Annotated in this window: 13 protein-coding genes; 4 read left to right on the plus strand and 9 right to left on the minus strand. The window is 45.4% G+C overall.

Features of this window, described 5'->3' with window-relative positions; genetic code table 11:
- Window positions 1-32: 32 nt before the first annotated feature.
- The gene (locus tag H6571_05900) at window positions 33-515 is read right to left on the minus strand and encodes a hypothetical protein (protein ID MCB9323258.1); all 483 of its coding nucleotides are present in this window, start codon (window positions 513-515) and stop codon (window positions 33-35) included.
- Between the two features lie 11 nt (window positions 516-526).
- Window positions 527-3751 carry a PD40 domain-containing protein gene (locus tag H6571_05905; protein MCB9323259.1) on the minus strand — a complete coding sequence of 1075 codons (3225 nt, stop codon included), beginning with the start codon at window positions 3749-3751 and terminating at the stop codon, window positions 527-529.
- A 158-nt stretch (window positions 3752-3909) separates the two neighbouring features.
- On the opposite strand from H6571_05905, the gene H6571_05910 reads away from it, so the two are divergent.
- Window positions 3910-4761 carry a hydroxymethylglutaryl-CoA lyase gene (locus H6571_05910; GenBank protein ID MCB9323260.1) on the plus strand — a complete coding sequence of 284 codons (852 nt, stop codon included), beginning with the start codon at window positions 3910-3912 and terminating at the stop codon, window positions 4759-4761.
- Window positions 4762-4808: 47 nt separating this feature from the next.
- The gene (locus tag H6571_05915) at window positions 4809-5858 is read left to right on the plus strand and encodes an isoaspartyl peptidase/L-asparaginase (protein ID MCB9323261.1); all 1050 of its coding nucleotides are present in this window, start codon (window positions 4809-4811) and stop codon (window positions 5856-5858) included.
- A 57-nt stretch (window positions 5859-5915) separates the two neighbouring features.
- On the opposite strand, the gene H6571_05920 is transcribed toward H6571_05915, so the two are convergent.
- The 7 genes from H6571_05920 to H6571_05950 form a co-directional block, all read right to left on the minus strand.
- Window positions 5916-6671 carry a T9SS type A sorting domain-containing protein gene (locus H6571_05920; GenBank protein ID MCB9323262.1) on the minus strand — a complete coding sequence of 252 codons (756 nt, stop codon included), beginning with the start codon at window positions 6669-6671 and terminating at the stop codon, window positions 5916-5918.
- 11 nt (window positions 6672-6682) lie between these two features.
- Window positions 6683-8092, minus strand: a complete 1410-nt coding sequence (locus tag H6571_05925) for a DUF1501 domain-containing protein (protein ID MCB9323263.1) — start codon at window positions 8090-8092, stop codon at window positions 6683-6685.
- Between the two features lie 27 nt (window positions 8093-8119).
- Complete coding sequence (locus tag H6571_05930) at window positions 8120-9940, minus strand: DUF1800 family protein (protein ID MCB9323264.1); 1821 nt, start codon at window positions 9938-9940, stop codon at window positions 8120-8122.
- Between the two features lie 480 nt (window positions 9941-10420).
- Complete coding sequence (locus tag H6571_05935) at window positions 10421-11539, minus strand: aminopeptidase (GenBank protein ID MCB9323265.1); 1119 nt, start codon at window positions 11537-11539, stop codon at window positions 10421-10423.
- Window positions 11540-11645: 106 nt separating this feature from the next.
- Window positions 11646-15506, minus strand: coding sequence for a gliding motility-associated C-terminal domain-containing protein (locus H6571_05940; protein MCB9323266.1), 3861 nt, complete (start codon window positions 15504-15506; stop codon window positions 11646-11648).
- Between the two features lie 79 nt (window positions 15507-15585).
- Window positions 15586-16653, minus strand: coding sequence for a CoA transferase (locus H6571_05945; protein MCB9323267.1), 1068 nt, complete (start codon window positions 16651-16653; stop codon window positions 15586-15588).
- 25 nt (window positions 16654-16678) lie between these two features.
- Entirely contained in the window at window positions 16679-18244 is a 1566-nt protein-coding gene (locus H6571_05950) for a hypothetical protein (protein ID MCB9323268.1), read from the minus strand.
- 199 nt (window positions 18245-18443) lie between these two features.
- On the opposite strand from H6571_05950, the gene H6571_05955 reads away from it, so the two are divergent.
- A complete protein-coding gene (locus H6571_05955; protein MCB9323269.1) occupies window positions 18444-19607 on the plus strand; it encodes a 2-isopropylmalate synthase in 1164 nt (387 codons plus the stop codon).
- Between the two features lie 56 nt (window positions 19608-19663).
- Entirely contained in the window at window positions 19664-21049 is a 1386-nt protein-coding gene (gene leuC, locus H6571_05960) for a 3-isopropylmalate dehydratase large subunit (GenBank protein ID MCB9323270.1), read from the plus strand.
- Window positions 21050-21081 lie beyond the last annotated feature (32 nt).

Raw genomic sequence — 21081 nt, forward strand, 5'->3', positions numbered from 1 at the left:
ACTTTTGATGCCATAACTTTTGTCCGTTAAATTTACACCAGCCAAAAAAACAATACGGCCAGTGCCGCAATGAAAAGAACCTCCAAAACATTGCCCCAGAATTCACTTTTCACCTTAAGGTTGATCAGGGAAATAATCGAAGCGATCACGCCAACCAGCACATAGAATCCGACCGACCGGAAATTGATACTGAGATCAAGGGCCGTATCATTCTTTAATGCCGAAATGATCTGCAAGGCAAGCAAATGAAAAACAATTCCTAATCCCGACACCAACAGTCCGGTCAATAACAACCATAAGCCGCCGATATGCTTCCTGATCTTTGCCACACTTCTCAAGGTACCGGTCACTACCACCCAGAAAATGACCAGCTTGATCCCCAAAAGCACCTTTTCCGCCTGGATAATACTCGAGACAAAAAGGTGTAACAGGGTCAGTAAGATAGCCAAAATTATGCTACTGATCAATACCGTTCTCAGCACGACACTTTGGTTTACCTTTGCTTTCTGTTCCATAAATTAATGATCTAATGATTATTAGCAATTTGTTCCATTAAAACTTCAACAGCTTTTTTCAACTGTTCATCCTTGCCGTTAGCCTTGGCGTCCGGGGTATTTTCCACAATCACATCAGGTACTGCAGGACCGTGTTCCATATTCTTTTCAGTCGCCTTTACAAACCAGGCGCGGAAGGGCATTCTAACATAACTGCCATCGACCAATCTATAGGATCCTGTAGAGATCACGGCACCGAAGGTAGGCTTTCCGACCAGGGTACCTATCCCAAGATTTTTATAAGCATGGCTAAATATCTCTGCGTTGGAATAACTGCTTTCATTGCACAATGCAACAGAAGGCACCATGAGCGGCGGGAAGGGCAGGCGTTCTCCATAAGGATAGTGATTCTTGAATTTTTCATGTTCTTTAAGCGATTTGGCCGCCCCGCGGGGAATGGTGTAGGCATGCTGCCTTGCGGTAAGCACCGCCATGAGCATATCGGTGGTCCAGCCGCCGCCATTATAACGTACATCAATCACAATGCCTTTTTTGCCATAACCGCTGGCCATGAGCTCCCGTTCGAAACGCTCAAAACTTTCCCACCCCATGGCACGGATGTGAATATAACCCAGCTGACCATTGGAATAAAGGTCGGTAAGACGTTTTTGTTCCAGCACCCATGCTTCATAATTTTCCGTATTCAGGGAGGCCGCCGGTCGAATCACCACCTCCCTCGAAGTGCCATCCGATGCTTTTACCGTCAATAAGGTCCTTTCATTTGCGGTACCGTCGAACAAGGCATAAAAATTGTCATTACCATCAACCGAAGTTCCGTTGACAGCGGTAATGATCTCCCCAACGGCTAATTTGCTGGTTTCATGAGCTGCAGGACTGTTGGGAACGATATGGGTGATCTGTACCCCCTGCCTTCCCAGTGGTTTGATCTCGACACCCAGCAAGCCGGTCTGATCCCGCTGTAATTCTTCAGGATCGGAACCGTACATCCCCATGTGGCTGGCATTGAGTTGCCCCAGCATTTCATTGAACATCACCCTAAAATCCTGGCTGGTGGAGGCGGCCATGGCATATTTTTTGTATTTTACTTTCAGGGCATTCCAGTCTTTCCCATGAAAGTCAGGGTCGTAAAACCCATCGCGTAAGGCACGCCAGCCGTCCTCAAAGATCTGTTCCTTTTCCTTAGGATGATCGATCTCCAGTTTGGCAGAAAAGGGCTGAGGTTCAGCTTTTTTCCCGGAAATCATCAATTTATTTAATTTACTCCCGGAAAGGAAGTAAAGGTTTTGGTATTTTTCATCCCACTGAAGGTTGTTCAGGGATTTATCATCCAACATCACTTTGGGGTCGGTACCATCCCATTTGATGCTCATAAAATTTTGCTTGGTACTGTTTCCGTTGCGGCCACTGCCGTTAGCAGAAAAATAAAAGGTTTCCCCATCTTTTGAAATTTCAAGATCCCCTTCATTGCCCGGATAAGCCGTTACCTGCTGCAACCGGTCGTAAATGCCTTCAAAATCTATCTGAATGGTCTGTACCTCAGTCGAGTCTTTTTTCGCTCTGCCATTTTTACCATGCTCTTTGGAATCCTGATCGTCTTTTTCCTCTTCCCAATCGAGTTTGGTTTTTTCCCAATCCTCCTTCTTCAGCCAGGCAAACCAAATGTCTGCATCGGCATTATTTCTTTCCGATACGAAACCCAATTTACTTCCATCAGCACTCCATACCGGTGATCCGTCAGGACGGGGATGCATACTTACATTGACAGGTGGTTTACTGTTGTCGGCCGCATGGATAAAAATTTCAGCATTGAAATCGAGATCCTCGGACGCATAAGCCAGCCATTTGCCGTCAGGGCTCCAGGTCACTCCGGAAGGGGTATCCCAGCCATCAAGCAAAACGATTTCATTGGATAAAGCCCCTGCTGCGTCTATATCAGCAGTAAGCAATAAACCACGGCCTCGCTGAATGGCAATTTTTTTACGGTCAGGAGAAAGAACAAAACGACTTTCATCTTCCGGGGTACTGGTGACGGGGGTAATATCCATTTTAAAGGTCTTGAATAAATTCACCTCAGCAGTATCCAGCGACCTGATCATAAAAATGTCTTTATTGCCCTTCCTGTCGGAGACAAAAAGTAAGGTAGTATCATTGAGCCATTGCGGCAACTGATCAAGGGCCGGGCTGGTGGTGAGCACTTTAGTGCGTTCCTTTTCTTTATCATTTTGTTTTACCACAATTTCACCCCGAACATTCAGGGCGACCCATTTTCCATTGGGAGAAACATTGTACCCCCTCACGTTGTCGGAAAAGGTCTTTTTTTCGACCGGATCAAAGCGATAATCATTACTCACCGTGATGTCTATTTTAGCAGGTTTATCTTTACCGCTGGTATTCATCAGGTAAATATCCATCCCCCGCTCCATAACTGTTTTTTGGCCATCTGCCGAAACGTCGAAGTACCGGATGCCGTCGTCTTTGAAATTAGTCAGTCGTTGGGGCTGGCCGTTTACGGCACCATCCATAATATCAACGGAAAAAAGATTGTACTTTCCGGAACGGGCACTCAGGAAATACAATTTTCCATCCTTCCCCCAATCAGGGTAAATGTCCTGAAATTCAGAGTCGGTAACCTGAATATACTTTCCATTTTTGTTGTCATAGAGCCATATATCCCTGTTTGCCGGCCCGTTATAAGCTTCCCGCTCCATACGGCAGGAACCCCGTTCAAAAGCAATATATCGCCCGTCGGGAGAAGGTGCCGGGTTGGATCCCAGGGCATCAAGAACCCGTTCTGGTGTACCGCCGTTCGCACTTATTTTGTGTATTTCGGATTCTCTTTCCACCTGAGCAAAACCCCTGCGGGTCATGAAATAAATCTCGCCATCTGGCCCCCAATTGGCCCTGCCGTCATTGGCTGAGTGGTAAGTCAGCCGTTGGGGAGCTCCTCCCTGCGTACCCGTGACAAACAAATCATAATTGCCAAAGCGGTTACTCAGGAAACAAATGGAATGTCCATCAGGACTCCATTGGGGGGCCGCCTCATAGGCTTCATGAATGGTCAGTCTTCTCGCTTCGCCTCCTCGTGAAGGAGCCGTCCAGATATCCCCCTGCCAGGAAAAGGCTACCTGGGAACCGTCAGCATTGAGGGAAGGGTGTCTTAATAATAAATCCGAGGACTGGGCAAAAAGGGAAGAAAAGACAAGAAATGTCAGGTGAATCAGGAAAAATTTCTTCATTTTGATATGTGTTGATAGATAAATTGCCGACAAGATACAAAATGAGATGAAAGAAAGAAAAAGGCAGGATTGGAATGTTTAATCAAAAAATGAGCAGCCAAATCCTGCGGATTAAAAATCGTATTTTGTACATTTGGAAAAATGCTTAATTTCAAAAAATGATAAAACTTATTGAATGCCCGAGAGATGCCATGCAGGGCATTAAAACATTCATCCCGACAACGACAAAAGCCGCCTATATCAACCAGTTGTTAAAGGTAGGATTTGACACCATTGATTTTGGTAGTTTTGTTTCCCCGAAGGCCATTCCACAAATGAGAGATACCGCCGAAGTACTTGAGAGGCTTGATTTAGACCAAACCACCTCTAAACTATTGGCTATCGTAGCCAATAGCCGTGGAGCCATCGATGCCGCCCAATTTGAAAAAATTTCCTACCTGGGTTACCCCTTTTCCATTTCAGAAACTTTCCAGCTGCGTAATACCAACGCCACTATTGCGGAATCCCTTGACAGGGTAAAGGCGGTTCAGGATATTTGTTTACAGTCCAATAAGCAGATGGTCGTTTACATCTCCATGGGGTTCGGCAATCCCTACGGAGATCCGTGGACCGTGGAAACGGTGCAGCGCTGGGTGGATGAGCTTTATTCCCTCGGCATCACCATTCTCCAGCTTTCAGACACCATCGGAGTAGCGCGACCGGATAGTATCGAGTATCTCTTCAGCCATCTCATTCCCGCTTATCCGGAAATTGAATTTGGAGCACATTTTCACACTACCCCACAAAAATGGAAGGAAAAAGTAGAAACCGCCTACCAAAACGGATGCAACCGATTTGATGGCGCCATCAGGGGGTTTGGCGGATGCCCAATGGCAAAGGATGACCTGACCGGTAATATGCCTATGGAGAACATGGTTTATTATTTTGAAGATCATAATGTTTTGGGTAACCTTGATCTCGAAGCCTTCAGGACAGCTTATGACATGGCACAGGAGGTTTTCCCGCACTGATAAATAACGACGAATTCAAATAATGACATTAACGAAAAATAACCATCATGAGATCCTTTATTCTTATCCTTTTCATAACGTTGATTTCCGGCTGTTCCCAACCGGAGGATCAACACATTCATGAATCCAACACCGGAAATATGGCGTGTAAAGATAAACCGGCCTATGCGATGGTCATCCACGGAGGGGCAGGAACCATCCTGCGGGAAAATATGACCCCGGAAAATGAAAAAGCCGTTCGTGAGGTGCTCAATGCAGCCCTGGATGCAGGGGAAAGTATCCTTAAAAATGGAGGCAGCAGCCTCGATGCGGTACAGGCCACCATCAATGTCATGGAAAATTCCGAACATTTTAATGCCGGCAAAGGAGCTGTTTTCACCCATGAGGGCATCAATGAACTGGACGCTTCCATCATGAATGGCAAGACACTGGAAGCCGGGGCAGTAGGCGGCGTCACCATTGTCAAAAATCCGATCAACGCCGCCCGTGCGGTCATGGAAAAATCGCCCCATGTACTGCTCACCGGCAAGGGAGCGAACCAATTTGCCATCGAACAGGGATTAGATACCGTTAGCGGAGATTATTTTTTTACCCAAAGGAGGTACGATGGGTTGCAGGAAGAACTCAAAAAAGAAAACAAGACTACCGGAAGTCTTAACGAATGGCCGGATTATAAATTCGGAACCGTGGGCTGTGTGGCCCTTGATAAGGAAGGCAACATCGTGGCAGGCACCTCTACCGGCGGCATGACCAATAAACGATGGAACCGCATTGGCGACAGCCCGATCATCGGGGCCGGCACTTATGCCAACAACAAAACCTGCGGAGTTTCCTGTACCGGCCATGGGGAGTTTTTTATCCGCTATGCCGTAGCCTACGATATGTCGGCACTGATGGAATACAAAAATATTTCGGTGGAAGAAGCCGGCGATGAAATCATTCACCACAAATTATTGGATGCCGGCGGCTCAGGCGGGTTGATCGCTTTGGACAAATGTGGGAATATCGTCATGCCTTTTAATACTCCTGGAATGTACCGGGGTTATGCCAAACCGGGAGAGCGAAAGGTGGAGATCTATGAGGAATCTCAAAATTAAAACATAAGACATCCCGGCATTTCATGCCGGGATGTCTTATGTTTTCTTTAATGGGAGTCAATTCCCGATTTTTACGAGCCGGTGCTGGCTGATCATACTGCCTTGCCTAACCGAGAGAAAATAAACCCCGGCAGCCATATTTTTGTCAGAAAATTCAAGATTTACTGAACTTCCGGTCATTTTTTGCTCCGGAACAATCACTTGTCCTAACGCATCGCGGATCCCATAATAAACTTCTTCATCACACCGGGAGGTGATCTTCAATTGCGTACGGGTCACAAAAGGATTCGGAAACATATGTACCGTCAGGCAAGCATCCGATGCTTCAGGTTCCTCCGTTGAAACAACAGCCGTGCCTTCCACTCTAATTCTTATCTCGCTCAGCCCGTAACAATTTCCGCCAAAATTGTCGATGGCAGTGATGAGGACATACTGAGCTTCTATCCCTGCAAAATCAGGACCGTCAAAGCCTTCGTAGGTACTTCTTCCCGGGGCCTGTTCAAAACTAAATGTGCCCAGTTCTGTCCAGCTATTTCCATCCAAAGAATAATCGATGACCACCGTCCGTAATCCCCAATCCAAATATTCAATATCATTGGCATTCCAAACATGCATCTGACCCATTTTATAAACGTAGCCAAAGTCATACATCAGCCAGTGAGAAAGTCCCCGCTCCGTATTCGGATTGTCACTGGCCACACAGGAAACCCACCCGTCATACCAGGTGGTGTTGTGCCTGTCGGGAAAACATTGTGCTCCCAGGTGGAATGATAAGGCGAACGATATTATGGTTAGTAATACAAATTTTTTCATGTTAACAAGTTTTAAAAATTCATAAACCCTACCGGCGGAATGGCCCCCGGACTGTAAAAATTGGTAATATTCGGAAATACAAGGGACAGATCTGAAGGGGATACCCCAAACCACAGGGCCAATTCAGCAAAATACTCATCCGTTGATATTCCGGGAACGAGCACTCCCCTACTGCCCACCACAGCCGCACTGTCGAGTTCCAGTGAAGGATAGGTTCCGAAAAAATCTCCTCCATTGACGGCCCCACCACTCACCAGCACGTTTCCGCCCCAGGCATGGTCGCTACCATTGCCATTGGAAGTCAGGGTGCGGCTGAATTCAGAAGCGGTAAAGGTGGTCACCTGGTTTGCCATATCGATCTCGTTCATAACGGAATTGAATTGCTGCAGGGCATTGCTCATGACCGTAAACATGCCTTCCTGTTTTTCCAACAGGTCGTCATGGTGATCCCAGCCGCCAAAATTCACAAAAAAGATTTGTCGTTTGAACCCGAGAGCTTCCTGGGCTTTAACAATTTTGGCAATCATTTTGAAACTGTTGGAAATGTTATTATCACTGAAAACCGTCTGAAATTCACCTACCCCTTCAATGGCTTCCTGAAATTCCAGGTGTGCATCCCGGGAACTTTTTATGATATTGATATAACTGTCTTTATAGATATCGTCATAACCCCAGGATAACAAACTGTCTATCATTCCATTACGCAAATTATCAAAACTATTGGTCTGATCATAGCGCGTAATGCCGGTGCTCCCGTTTTCCGGATCAACAGAGTATTCATAAACCTGGTTCCCGTATTGAAAAACATTGGTTCCCGACAGGGAAATGTTCATCGAAATGGTTTGACTTTCATTCATGGATTGCATTAAGTCGGCAATTTTACCGCCCCATCCTACAGAAGAACGAATCGCCGGGCTCGCCGTTTGCCAATGTTTGATCTGGTCCGCATGGGAAAAAAGCCCTAAAGGCAGCGGTACATTACCCGCGAGGTAATCAGCTTTAGTGGTCGGTTGGACCAACATCCCTACATTGGGCAAAAAGGCAAGATTCCCCTGGTCAAACAGCTGTTTCACTCCATACATGGAAGGATGAACACCGTATTGTTTCCCATCATTGGTAGCAGGAGTTATGGCATGCATACTGCTTTGTGGGATCGCCAGGTTCGATCGGGTGACAGCGTATTCCGCATATTCCGTGTTGCCCCTTGGCATCAACAAATTAAATGAGTCTGCACCCCCGGACTGGAACAGGCAGATCAGCGCTTTGTACTCTCCGTCCAAAGTGGCGGAATGGCTCAGTGCCGCTGCATTCAGCGTTTGAAATTTAAAAAGAGAGGAAGGCAGGGTGGATGCTCCCAGGGCTGCCAGTGTGGCTTTTTGGAGGAATTTTCTTCTTGATATTTCCCGGCTTTTTTTCATCATTTTGATCTTTTTTATCAGGTGCACACCTTATTTGAAAATAGCATAATCCGGACTCAACAGGAAAATGAACATTGCTGCTTTGGTTCTGTTGGTCAACTCTGAAATTTCGGAACTGGAAATGTAAGCAGACAACTGCTCTCTCAATAAATCCCTCGTCCTGTCCGTCAACAGCCCGTGGGTAAGCAACAGGTCCAGTTTATTCAACAAAACCTCCGGCTTACGTGAATCCGGCATATATTCCAAAATATCCGTATTGATGATGCGGTCTGTATAATCGAGTGGCCCCTGCCAGTGGTACAACAATCGTTCTGAAACAGTCCAGTTGTAGGCTTCATTGATAAAACCGATACTGGTTTTGGTGTTATGGATTTGAAATTCCGGCGCTACCAGATCTGCAGCGGCGATGGGGCCGTTAGGTTGAAAATCGGGGAGGTAAAAACTAAAAACAGAAGGCGAATGCAGCGGATGTTGCCCTGCATTGGCCAGGATGTAATTGCCTGTATTCCAGTAACGACCATCAGCGTTGAATGAGTTGATGGCTTTGGCAAACTGGGTGTAACGAATAATGGGCTCCTTCAATTTACCATTGTGAGGATCCATCATGGCATCACATTCTCTTGCTTCAGGGTGTAGTAAAATGGCCTTGACCACTGCTTTCATATCTCCTCGAACGCCGTTTCCATTATCATTGAAGGCCGCGGTTACATCGGCAATATATTCCGGGGAAGGGTTTGACTTTACCAGTCGCTGAATGAGTAACCTGCCGATAAAAGGCCCAACATTGGGGTGGTTGAACAGGATTTCCATAGCGTCTTCAACATCCTCCATTCCGGATTGTCCGGCTGGAATGACCTGATCTCCGAACAAAACCTTTTCTCCCTGCTCATGCCAGTTTTCATACATGGCCATGGGCGTCGTCATATCAATATGGCGAATTTCCAGCCAAAAAGCCGGTTCGTAGGCCGTTCCGCATTCCGACAATGCTCCGGCTCCCAATCCGGTCATCACACGAGCCATTTCGGTGATGTCCCGGTTATCGTAGGTGGGAATGAAATTCCCTTCATTGTCCAGTTTTCGGCTGCCGTCCTCATTCAATTCGAAAAGGCCGATAGAGAATAACTGCATGACCTCCCTGGCAAAATTTTCATCGGGGAAAATATTTTCTTCCGGAATCGATTTCGGGTTATTGAGATGACTGAGGTATTTGCCCATCACGGGGTGGCGGGCGACATCCAATAGTATGTCTTTGTAATTGCCAAAAGCATGACGGATGAAAATATCATAAAAACTGGCCACACCATAACCATAATCGCGAACATCAGAATTTTCCTTGGAAATCACCAGAATTTCACTCAACGCCAGGGCTATCCGGTGCCGCAGCAAATCCTCATTGGTCATGGTCATCTGCCACCAGGCATAATTGGACTCCACCCAGTCCGGCCGGCAGGAAAAGTTATTCGGATCGTTGCCCCCCTGAATATAGAATTGATACACTTCATCATAAACGTCCTCCATAACATCCAGATAGTAGGTCACAGGAGCTTCAAATTGTTCCTCAATCCATGCTTCAATGCCAATATCGGCTACATGATGAATGGTGGCCAGATCGGCTCCCAAAGCAGCCTGACCTAAAAACCGGGAAGCTTCTACTAATTTCCCTTCAAGACCGTCACCAGAGATCGTTTTCCGGGCTGCTGCAACCTCATCCCAACTATTGAACTGGTATTCACTGCTGCTAAAAACGGTTACGCCTTCATCGTGCCCCGCACCGATGTAATCATCATAAACCTGGGCCGGCAATTTCAAACAAAGCAAAAATAACAGGAGAAAAATAGGCAGGCGATGCATAATGGTAAATTTTATTCCACAAAAAATCACCGTCCCAATATAGTGAAAAATGTTTGATATAAAAACCCGGATGCAAAACTTAAAATAAACATGAGTTCATCCCGAATTTTCAAAAACTGTCTGAAATAGAAATTTTTTGATTATTTGAAGTATTTTTTAAATGTAAAACCTGCCTGCAGACGCAGGAAGGCAGGTGTAAAACAAGGAATTTAAAACCTGCCTGCAGACGCAGGAAGGCAGGTGTAAAAGTGAGTGGGCAAAAGGTTTGGGTTTTGGAAAAAAGTCATTTTTTGTCGCAAAATACCTAACCCACGACCCAAACACTTCTAAATTTTGCGGTTACTTGTTTTAAACCTTGCCTGCTGCCGCGACGGAAGGCAGGTTTTGCGGTTTATTTCTTTTGTAAAAGAAAAATCCCGAATTTCATCTGATTAGATGAAATTCGGGATGAACTCATGTTTAAAACCAGTATCCGGGGCTTTACAGCCCGAGTTTGGTTTTCAGATCTGCCGGAATGGCATCCTTGTGAACCATTATAGCAATGGTCTTTAATCTGAAATAAGCAGGAGATACATAAACAAATCCTTCGTAAAAATTGGATGTTCCCCAGGAATTTTTTGTACGATAAAAAGTTTTTCCTTCGTTATTTTTAGAAGTTCCTACAATATGCATCAAGTGATCATCGGTAGTATGGAAATTCTCAAACTCTTGTTGGCGCAGCTCCTGATCCACAGAAACTTCTTCGTAAAATCTTCCACTTTCTATAGTTTCCTTAAAAATTGAATCCATTGTTATGGAATCTTTTGGCACAAAGGCGATGCCCGGTTTGAACATAAAAAATGGTTCACTGACATCCGCATCCCAGGCGATGGTGTACCCGGTGTTGATTGCATTATCTGTAATACGCACCAAATCATCCAAAGGCACATTATAATAAAAACCATTTGAATAGTTATCCGGAATCTCCAGGATGAATTTTGAATAAAAAGGATGATGGGTAAAGGAAGTCAGGGTAATGTAGTCATCAGGATTTAAACCCAGTGTTTTGGTGAAAGTTTCAGCAGTTAGGCTTTTTCCAGCGTATTCGAAGGAAGAATGTACAGGTCCGAGGTTTTCATCCAGAATCTCATTGACCTTATCTCTCCAGTCTTCAGGGACCTCCCCCTTTGAAATCAACCCGTCCAGATAATTTTTCAGTTCCCTTTCCAAGCGGCTGTGGTTGTGTTGAATTCGGCCTTCTGTTAAACCTGAATAAGCAGATTCAGGAACAGCACCAGCCATTTTATAGGCCCTGATCACATCGTGTGAAAGACCGCCCTGTCCGAAATTGGCTTTCCCCTGGCGAAGCAGATAATTCTGCGCTTTGTCCATATAAATGGTTCGTACGGTGTACATCTCTGAAAGATCCAGTTTGGGTTTACCCATGCGAATCAATTCAGATTCCAGAAACGAAGTGGTGGAATAGCTCCAGCAGGTTCCTGTTTTATCCTGGCTTTTAACCTCCGTACACTGGTTATCTTTTGTGTCGGTAAAAATATATTGGCTAAAAGATACTTGCTGCATCATGGCCAAAATCAGAATGATGAATAGTTTTTTCATGTTTTATATTTTTGTTATTAGTTTATTAAACATTGAATGTTTAAGTCCCAACGTAAAAAAGCGGTGCAAAGGTACTTAAGGAAATGATAAATTTAAAATCAGATTCCTATTTTACTAAAGTTATGTTTCCTTTTTTCAAAAACGTTTTTCCGTCATCACATTTGACCTCCAGGTAAAACCCGAAAGCTTCCGTTGACAATTCCTTGCCATTGTAAGTCCCGTCCCAGGTTTCCGATTGATCAAAACTCTCAAAAACGAGCTCTCCCCAACGATTGTAAATGATAAGGTGCATTTCGGCAATATTGTTCCCGTACACTTCCAGCACATCATTCAACCCATCTCCATCAGGCGTAAAACCGGAAGGGATAAAAATATAGGGTTCTGCACACTCCAGGTTCAACACAAAAACCGTCACCAGGGCCTGGTTGATACACCCGTTTTCATCACGGATGGTGACCTCATAAGTAGTGGTTTCCTCCGGGGATGCCACTACATCGGGCAGGGTATAAAAATTTAAGGTGCCCGATGGCTGCCATAAATAGGTGTATGTTGCATCATTGGTTGCAGTCAACAAACTGCTTTCTCCGCCAATGATGGTATCAGGATCTGCGGAGGCCAGCAATGGAGGTGTAAAATTGAAAATATTTACCATAATGGAGGTATCCAGGGTACATCCGTACTCATTCTGAATCGCCACGTTGAAAATGGTAGATACTTCGGGATTAACCAAGGGGGTTGCTGTATTTTCTCCCTCAACAATATCAGCAACGGGGCTCCAAATGTAAGTCAGGGTGCCCGGGAGTAAATTGATGACCTCCAATGAAATCGTATCCCCAATGCAAAGGGAAACCTCTCCGTCAAGGGAAACATTAATTCCATTTCCCTGCACATTCACCATATCCTGAACCGTACACCCAAATTCGTCCGTCATCCGGATGTAATAGGATGATTCCAAACCGCCCAATGGCACCAGAAATTCCTGGTCTTCACTCAGTAATATGGAAAAATCAGAACTGGTGGACCAGGCGTACTGAACGGCTTCATCACTATTCGCGTACAGAAGGAATTCAGCGTCGCAAATGGAGGTATCAGGAGAAAGTTCGTAAGTAATCATCGGGGTAACAAAAGCTGTTATGGTTTGGTCAATGGAACATAAATTTTCCAGGGAACTTATTGCGGCGGTGTATGTGGTCGTTTGCGGGGGTGAAGCCCAGGGATTGGAGGACAAGGGATTGGACAAGCCTTCTCCCGGTGACCACAAGTATTCATAATCGCCCATTAATATAGGGTTGAGCTGAACCGAATCTCCCGGGCAAACCCAAACGGTATCCTGCAGGGTTTCCTCCACCAATTCCAGCGTGACCGGTATAACAATAGAATCGACGCAGCCGTCCGAAGAGGTAAGGGTGAGACTGACTTCCCATGTTCCGGAGTTAAAAAACTCCACCTGGGGATTTTGATCTTCAGAAAATATGCCGTTGCTAAAATCCCAACTCCAACCGGTAATGCTACTTTGGTCGTTCTGAGAAAGATCAGTAAATTGTATGACCGCGGTATCACTGCAACTTTCATACGCCCAGGTAAAATCTACCGCAATCTGTGAATCACCTACAATCACCTCATAGTACAAAGTATCCTGGCAGTTTAATCCGAAAGGAAGGGTAATCCCCACTTCGTAGGTTCCTGGCCCCGAATAGGTAAAGGAGGCCTCAGCCCCGGTGGCCGTCTGTCCCGGGGGAGCCGCCGGATCAAAAAAATGCCAGGTATAAAAAGGGGCATTTACGCTCGTTGAAGCAAACTGAACCGTAAATCCACTGCATTGGGTTGAAGTTAAAAAAGCCTCCTGGGAAGTGGTATCGATCATATAAACCACCACCGAATCCGAAACCATACAATCAAACTGGTTGACCGCATGTACAAAAAAGGTAGTAGGCCCCAAATTTGCCGGGTTGACGACAATAGTATCCCCGGTATTGCCAGAAAGGATCTGGTCTATTGGTTCCCATTCGTAATTCAGCATATCCGCAGGGTCTACGTTGAGCACCCACACGGCTGGGGTTTCCCCCAAACAGGCAATGATGGTGTCCGGTTTCAAAAGATTCACCCCGTTGCTTTCCACGGTTACGCTATCTGTTGTCGGGCATTCGTTTCCGTCCAAAACGCGGACATAATAAGTCATGGCCCCTAAAGGAGAAACCACCACTGAAGGTTCGTTCCCAATAATCGCCGTAAAACCAGCATCAGCCGACCATTCCCAATATTCAGCTCCTGCCGCGGCAGCTTCTAAAAGTATATCCGGATCGCAAAGGACAGTATCAGGAGGCATTACCAAATCCAGGGCAGGGGGAACGACCACCGTTACCGATCTTTCGATATGACAAAAACCATCCATATCTGAAATGGTCACGGTATAAGTGGTGGTCTCGACAGGTGCCACAACAGGATTGGGCTGGGCCGGGTCTGAAAAGTTATCGGGAGGGGACCACTCATATTGGTAAGCCAATGAAAAGTCATCATTCAGGGCTGCAGTTTCGCCCAGGCATATCTGCAAAGTATCGGCAACGAGTTCCTCCTCCACCATATTGACGAACACGATTTGATCTATGGTTTTTTCACACCCGTTTTCTGCCATTACGGTGAGCCTGATGGTATAAATCCCCGTCTGCGTGGCATAAAACAAAGGGTTTTGAACCGTTGACGTTTGGCTCCCCGGCAGGAACTGCCAGTACCATTCTGTAATATCAAACAAGGTGTCGATTGAAAGATCGGTCACCTGAATGGTCATCGAATCCGTACAGGATTCAAAAGCAATCCCGAAATTCGGAAAAAGTGAATTGTATTGAAGATAAATTTCCTGCTGGAAAGTATCGACACATGGATTGTCCGGACCAGCGATCAGGGTGACCAGGTAACTGCCGGTATCCGGATAAGTGTAGATTGGTGAATGTTCCGTCGATTGAAAATCTGGGTTGGAAGGATCCCCAAAGGTCCAGATAAACTCATCCGTACCGATACTCATATTGTCAAAAGTCACTTCCAGTCCTTCGCATTGGATTTCAGGCGCAAAAAAGGAAGCCACCCATTGCCCACAAACCCCCACATTGTATTGAAAATCGCGGCGGGTAGTGGAAATCAGGACACCATTCCTGTATTCTTCAATGCAAATGCCCACCACAAACTGTCCTACCGTATTGGGCAGTCCTGTCAACAATCCCGTTTCCGAATCAATCTGCAAAGGAGCTCCTCCCGGAATACCGTTGAGCATATTATTCACCCCGTAAGGAGGATCTACCCAGGTGACCGGATCGTAAGGCGGCGGATTAGGGGGCTGAGGTTGTGGAACATTCGGATCGGCTCCCTGCAACGGGGCACACAATCGGTAAACGATAGAATCCCCGTCGGCATCAATGGCCGACTGGTCAAACACAATGGGTTCATTTACACAGATGTATAAAGGGGGCCATTGGACAAATTGCGGGCTGCTGTTGCATTCCAAAAGGGCCTGTTCGGAAATGGTAAGTCCGTAGGTCGCCCCGGTACCCAGGGGATCAATAATATTGGCAATGGTCTGATTCCGACAACAACGCTGGTAGGCCAGCTGGTATCCGCCAATCACCGGAGGCAAGGTCACAATGGTCGTATAAGTCGTGGTATGCACACAAACATCAGGAGGCACGACAAAACACTCTCCGCTCAGTGTTGGCACCAGGGTGTCATTATTCATCAAAGGAATCTGTATTTCCTGGAGCAACAGATTATTTACATCAAAAACGCCGATAGAAGCCGGATTGTCAAACCAGGCATTAGGGTTCCCGTAAAAACAATCCCTGAAAATGGTAAGCGTGATTTCATATTGGTTGTTTCCCAGGCAAGTATAATTCATTTCCCCACCTACAATATGCGTGGCTCTGGCGGCATAAAAATTCAACATTAAAAAGAGTGTGGAAAGTATTACTCTGGGTTTCAATTTGATGTTTTGGTTTTAAAGTTATAGAATATTTTCAAAATCCCGGCGGACTTTATGGAGTTTGTTGGAAAAACACCTGCTATTTTAAATCAAAAGCAATGGTTCTTACACTCCTGCACACCGTTCCGTCTTCCTTGGTTTCTTCCAAAATCATTTGGCGGGCGGCGGGAATTTCAAAAACCTCCTCCATATTTCTGACTCTGCCGGCAGGTACCCCTTTTTGATTCAATGAGTCCATCAAAGCTGCCCGGGAATATTTATTGAATCCGGGTCGCAAAAATTCCACCAGGATGATCCGGTTTCGTACCCTTTCATGATTCGTTCGAAAACGATTATCTGTGGCGAGGTGCGGCAACTCCAGGCAATCGCACAGTTTACGAAACTGCTCGTCGGTCCCTACGGCAATGACGATGGGTTTATCATCTTTGGCATAAAAAATATCTCCATAAGGAGCAATATTGGGATGCCCGGTACCCATCGGCTGGGGAATATGCCCGGCCATGAGCCAGTTGGTCGCCTGGTTGGCCAAAGAAGCCACAGCAGATTCAAACAATGAACTGGAAACGTAACTGCCTTCACCCGTTTGCATCCTTTTGATCAGCCCCACCAGGATCCCTTCTTTAAGCTGATGAGCCGCCAGGATATCAATCAGGGCCACAGGCATTTTTACGGGTGGCCTATCCGGCTCGCCTGACATATAAAGAAACCCTGCTTCGGCCTGCAACACTACATCAAAGGCCGGCAGGTTGGAGTCTTCACCAAAACCAGTAAGCTGCGCAAAAATGATGGACGGATTATAGGATTTAAACGTTTCATAATCCATGCCCATCTTTTGGGCAGAAGCCGGCTTAAAATTACTCACCACAATATCAACGTCGGGCAAAAGATCGTACAGGCGTTTACGGTCAAGAGGTTCATCCAGATCCAAAAACAAAACCGTTTTGTTCCAATTGACGCTGGCATAATAAGCCGAGGTGGCTTCGGGGTTTTCCGACGGCAATTTCCATTTCCTGGTCACATCACCTGATGTCCTTTTGTTTTCGATTTTCAAAACTTCGGCCCCCAGTTCCGCAAAAAAGGCTCCGACGGCAGGGCCTGCCAGTACGCTGGCCAATTCAATTATTTTTAGTCCTTTGAAAAACTCCATAAATCCACGATTTTTTGCCCTGGGATCATTTGATATCCGTGGACCTGGTATGCCGGCTGTCAAATTTCGCCCTGATAATTTCGCCCACCGGTTTGTTTTCGATTTTGCTTTCCAGCCATGAAATGATATCCAGGTAAAGGAACGGCCTTCTTTCAAAAGGATCGGATTCCAGTTTTTCCAGTTGAGATTTCAATCGGATGAATTCATTGCGGGTGGCTGATTTCTGAATTTTTGGAGTCTTGCGGAGAAAACGGAAGATTTCTTTTTGCACCTCATGCAGGTCTTCCATTTTTGACAAAAACCGGTAAACCGATTTGACCTGGTATTCCACCAGGCGCATATTCCCAAGTTCATAATGGGCAATGAGGTTGAGAATCCGTGCAAAACACTGAATATCTTCGCGATACTCCGGATTCTTTTGGTTGATAATAAGATTGAGGTAGTGGATAGCATTTTCATTATCCCCGCTGCTAAAATACATACAGGCCATCAGGTAATAAAATACCAGTATGCGATGGTCATCCAGGTTATACTCATCGGATTCAATGAACTTATCCAACTCAGGCATCAGCTTCAACCCTTCGTCAAAGGATCCTTCCATGAAGTGCTTTTGAATATTATGGATGAAGCCAAAAGTTTTGAACAACCCTTCAATGTTATTGTCCTGACCGAAATCTATTTCTTTGGGCAATCGGTTGAACTGCTCCAGCACAGTGATAAATTTATCATACTGCACAACGTTATATAACGATCCAAGCAGGTTATGGAGCCCTTTGATGTACAAAGGAAGATTGGCTTGTTTCATATGGGGTTCGTCCTCAAAAACATCGATCCATTTCTGGGCATACCGATAGTTCATCGGGAAATCCTGCAGCATATGATAATACCAGCCAAACGCCTGACAATAGAATATTTTTCCCCAAAACGAAAGCTTTTCAATAGGTACCTCAGGTAATTTCGATTTAAAAAATTCTTTGATAAAAAAATATTCCTTTTGATTGCGCACATATCCCACCTTGAGATTAAGGGCATACATCTGGAGGGCAAGGTTTGAAAACCTGTTATTGTTGTACAGGATGGTTGAGAGCTCCATACTTTGGCGGGTCAATTCCTCTGCCCTACCCTCTATGCTACCCGTGATGTGTTGTCCTTCAATCAATTTTTCAAACTCAATCAACTCCATGGCGAGCGCATTGTAATTCCCCAAAAAGGCCCTGTGACCTGCTTTTTCAAGAATTTCCAGGCTTTGTCGATACAATCCTTTGTTATAAAGCACCCTGGCATAATCGAGCAATTCCCTCAACTGGATTTCTTCAATATAATTTTTATTCAACAGTCTAAGGCTGGTGAGCAATTGTTTATACAAATGACCTTTCAGATTGGAAAGCTGTCTCTTTTTTATGGCAGGTATTTTCTTTAGAATCTGAACTTCATCATATTCCTGATGCTTGTCTAAAAAATCAAAAAGCTGCAGAAAGAGAATATCCTCCGAAGCCTGGTTTCTTCGGACAAAAAGCCTGAAATGACGCTTTTCTGCTCGGGTCAATGATTTAATCAACTGAATTAGATCGTCTGTTTTCTGTTTGGGCATTGTAAGAATATTTTTTACAACAATATGATTTACAAACACTTAACACATAGCTTTGCGTCTTCGCAGTTTGGATTTTTCGACTAATTTGATTCCATTAATGAGCATTTGAAAAATACCTTTGAAAGGTTTTTGAGTTACGAATTACATTGAGTATCATTCATTTGGTAAACATAATCAGTTTTTACTAAAAAATTAAATTATGGCAAACGATAAAGTATATATCTTCGATACAAGCCTCCGCGACGGCGAACAAGTTCCGGGTTGCAAACTAAAAAGAGAGGAAAAAGTTGAAATTGCAAAGCAACTTGAATTGCTGGGGGTTGACATTATAGAAGCGGGGTTTCCCATCAGCAGCCCCGGTGATTTTCAGTCGGTGATGGAAATCGCCAAAGCGGTAAAATACCCCACCGTTTGCGGATTATCCCGGGCTATTGAAAATGATATAAAAACGGCTGCAGAGGCCCTTCAATATGCAAAACGTCCCAGAATCCATACCGGCATCGGCACCTCGGATTCCCATATTAAATATAAACTGAATTCTACCCAGGATAAGATCATGGAGCGGGCCATTGCTGCCGTAAAATATGCCAAATCCTTCGTTGAGGATGTTGAATTTTATGCAGAAGATGCCGGCCGTACGGATAATGTTTACCTGGCAAGGGTCATTGAAGCGGTAATCGCTGCAGGGGCAACCGTAGTAAATATCCCGGACACCACAGGATATTGCCTGCCCGAAGAATACGGCGCCAAGATCAGGTTTTTGATGGAAAATGTTCCTAATATCCATAAGGCTACCGTCTCCACCCATTGCCATAATGACCTGGGATTGGCTACCGCCAACTCCATTGCAGGAATACAGGCAGGAGCCAGGCAGATCGAATGTACCATAAACGGGATTGGAGAACGCGCCGGCAACACTTCTCTGGAAGAAGTCGTCATGATCATGAGCCAGCACCCGTATTTAAACTTATATACCGATATTAAGACCAAAATGTTAACGGAAACCAGTCACCTGGTATCCGACAGGATGGGAATGTTTGTTCAGGCCAATAAAGCAATTGTGGGAGCGAATGCCTTTGCTCACTCCTCAGGAATTCATCAGGATGGTGTGATTAAAAGACGTGATACTTATGAGATCATCGACCCGCTTGAAGTAGGAGTTGATCATTCCAAAATCGTACTTACTGCCCGAAGCGGCCGTGCTGCTCTCGCCTACAGATTTAAAAATATAGGCTTTGATCTGACCAAAGAAGAACTCGACAAAGTGTATATCGAATTCCTTAAAGTTGCCGATGCCAAGAAAGAAGTGAACGATGAAGATCTCAGTGAAATCATCAAACTCGAAAGAAAACAAGTAGCCTAACCATTTACAGTTGCTGGTTGCTTGTTTTTCGAAATAACCAGTATCAAGTATCAAGTATGACATTATTCGATAAAATTTGGGATGCCCATATTGTCAAAGAATTACCCGGCAGTATGCAGGTTTTATATATTGACAAGCACCTCATCCACGAAGTTACCAGCCCTCAGGCTTTTGACGGTTTAAAACAAAGAGGCATCAAACTGTTCCGACCGGAACAAACCGTTGCCACTGCCGACCATAATGTTCCCACCAAGGATCAAAATCTTCCCATCCGCGAAGCACTTTCCCGTTTTCAGGTGGATAAACTCACGGAGAATTGCAAGGAATTTGGTGTTGAACTTTACGGCCTTGGTCATCCCAACCAGGGAATTGTTCATGTTATCGGTCCTGAATTGGGGATCACATTGCCCGGCATGACCATGGTTTGCGGAGACAGCCATACCTCAACCCACGGAGCATTTGGCACCATTGCTTTTGGCATTGGCACCAGCCAGGTGGAACAGGTCTTCGCTACTCAATGCCTGCTCCAGACAAGGCCCAAAAAAATGCGTATTACCATAGATGGAGAATTGCATCCCGGCGTCCTGGCCAAAGACATCATCCTTTACATCATATCAAAATTGAGCGTAAGCGGCGCTACCGGTTACTTCGTGGAATATGCAGGTTCCGCCATCCGGTCGCTGTCGATGGAAGGTCGCATGACCATCTGTAACATGAGTATTGAGATGGGAGCACGTGGTGGGCTCATCGCTCCTGATGAAACGACTTTTGCCTACATCAAGGGACGGCCCTTTGCTCCCCAGGGAGAAGATTTTGAAAAAGCAGTGGCTTATTGGAAGACATTACCTTCCGACGAGCACGCTATTTTTGATAAGGAATATCATTACAAGGCCGAAGACATCCAGCCAATGGTAACCTACGGAACCAACCCGGGAATGGGAATTGGTGTTTCGGAGTCCATTCCACTTCCGGAAAGTATGGATAGCCCAGTCAATTTTAGAAAATCACTCGATTATATGGGCCTTTCGGGTCAGAAAAGCCTACAAGGACAACCCATTGACTATGTTTTTATCGGTAGTTGTACCAATTCCCGTATAGAAGATCTTCGCATGGCTGCGCAATTTGTTAAAGGGAAAAAGAAATCAGATAAGGTAACCGTTTGGGTGGTTCCCGGAAGTAAACAGGTGGAAGCTCAGGCCATTGAAGAGGGGTTGGATAAAATTTTTGCCGAAGCAGGTTTTGATTTCAGAGAGCCCGGATGTTCGGCATGTCTTGGAATGAATGAAGATAAGATCCCGGAAGGAAAATATTGCATTTCAACCTCAAACAGGAATTTTGAAGGAAGACAGGGACCCGGTGCCCGAACCATCCTGGCAAGTCCGCTGATGGCTGCAGCAGCAGCCATCGCAGGAGAAATCGTCGATGTAAGAGACCTGGTTTAAATAAAACGTATTTATTTCCCAATGAAGTTCGA

The sequence above is a fragment of the Lewinellaceae bacterium genome (assembly GCA_020636105.1).
Taxonomy (GTDB): Bacteria; Bacteroidota; Bacteroidia; order Chitinophagales; family Saprospiraceae; genus BCD1.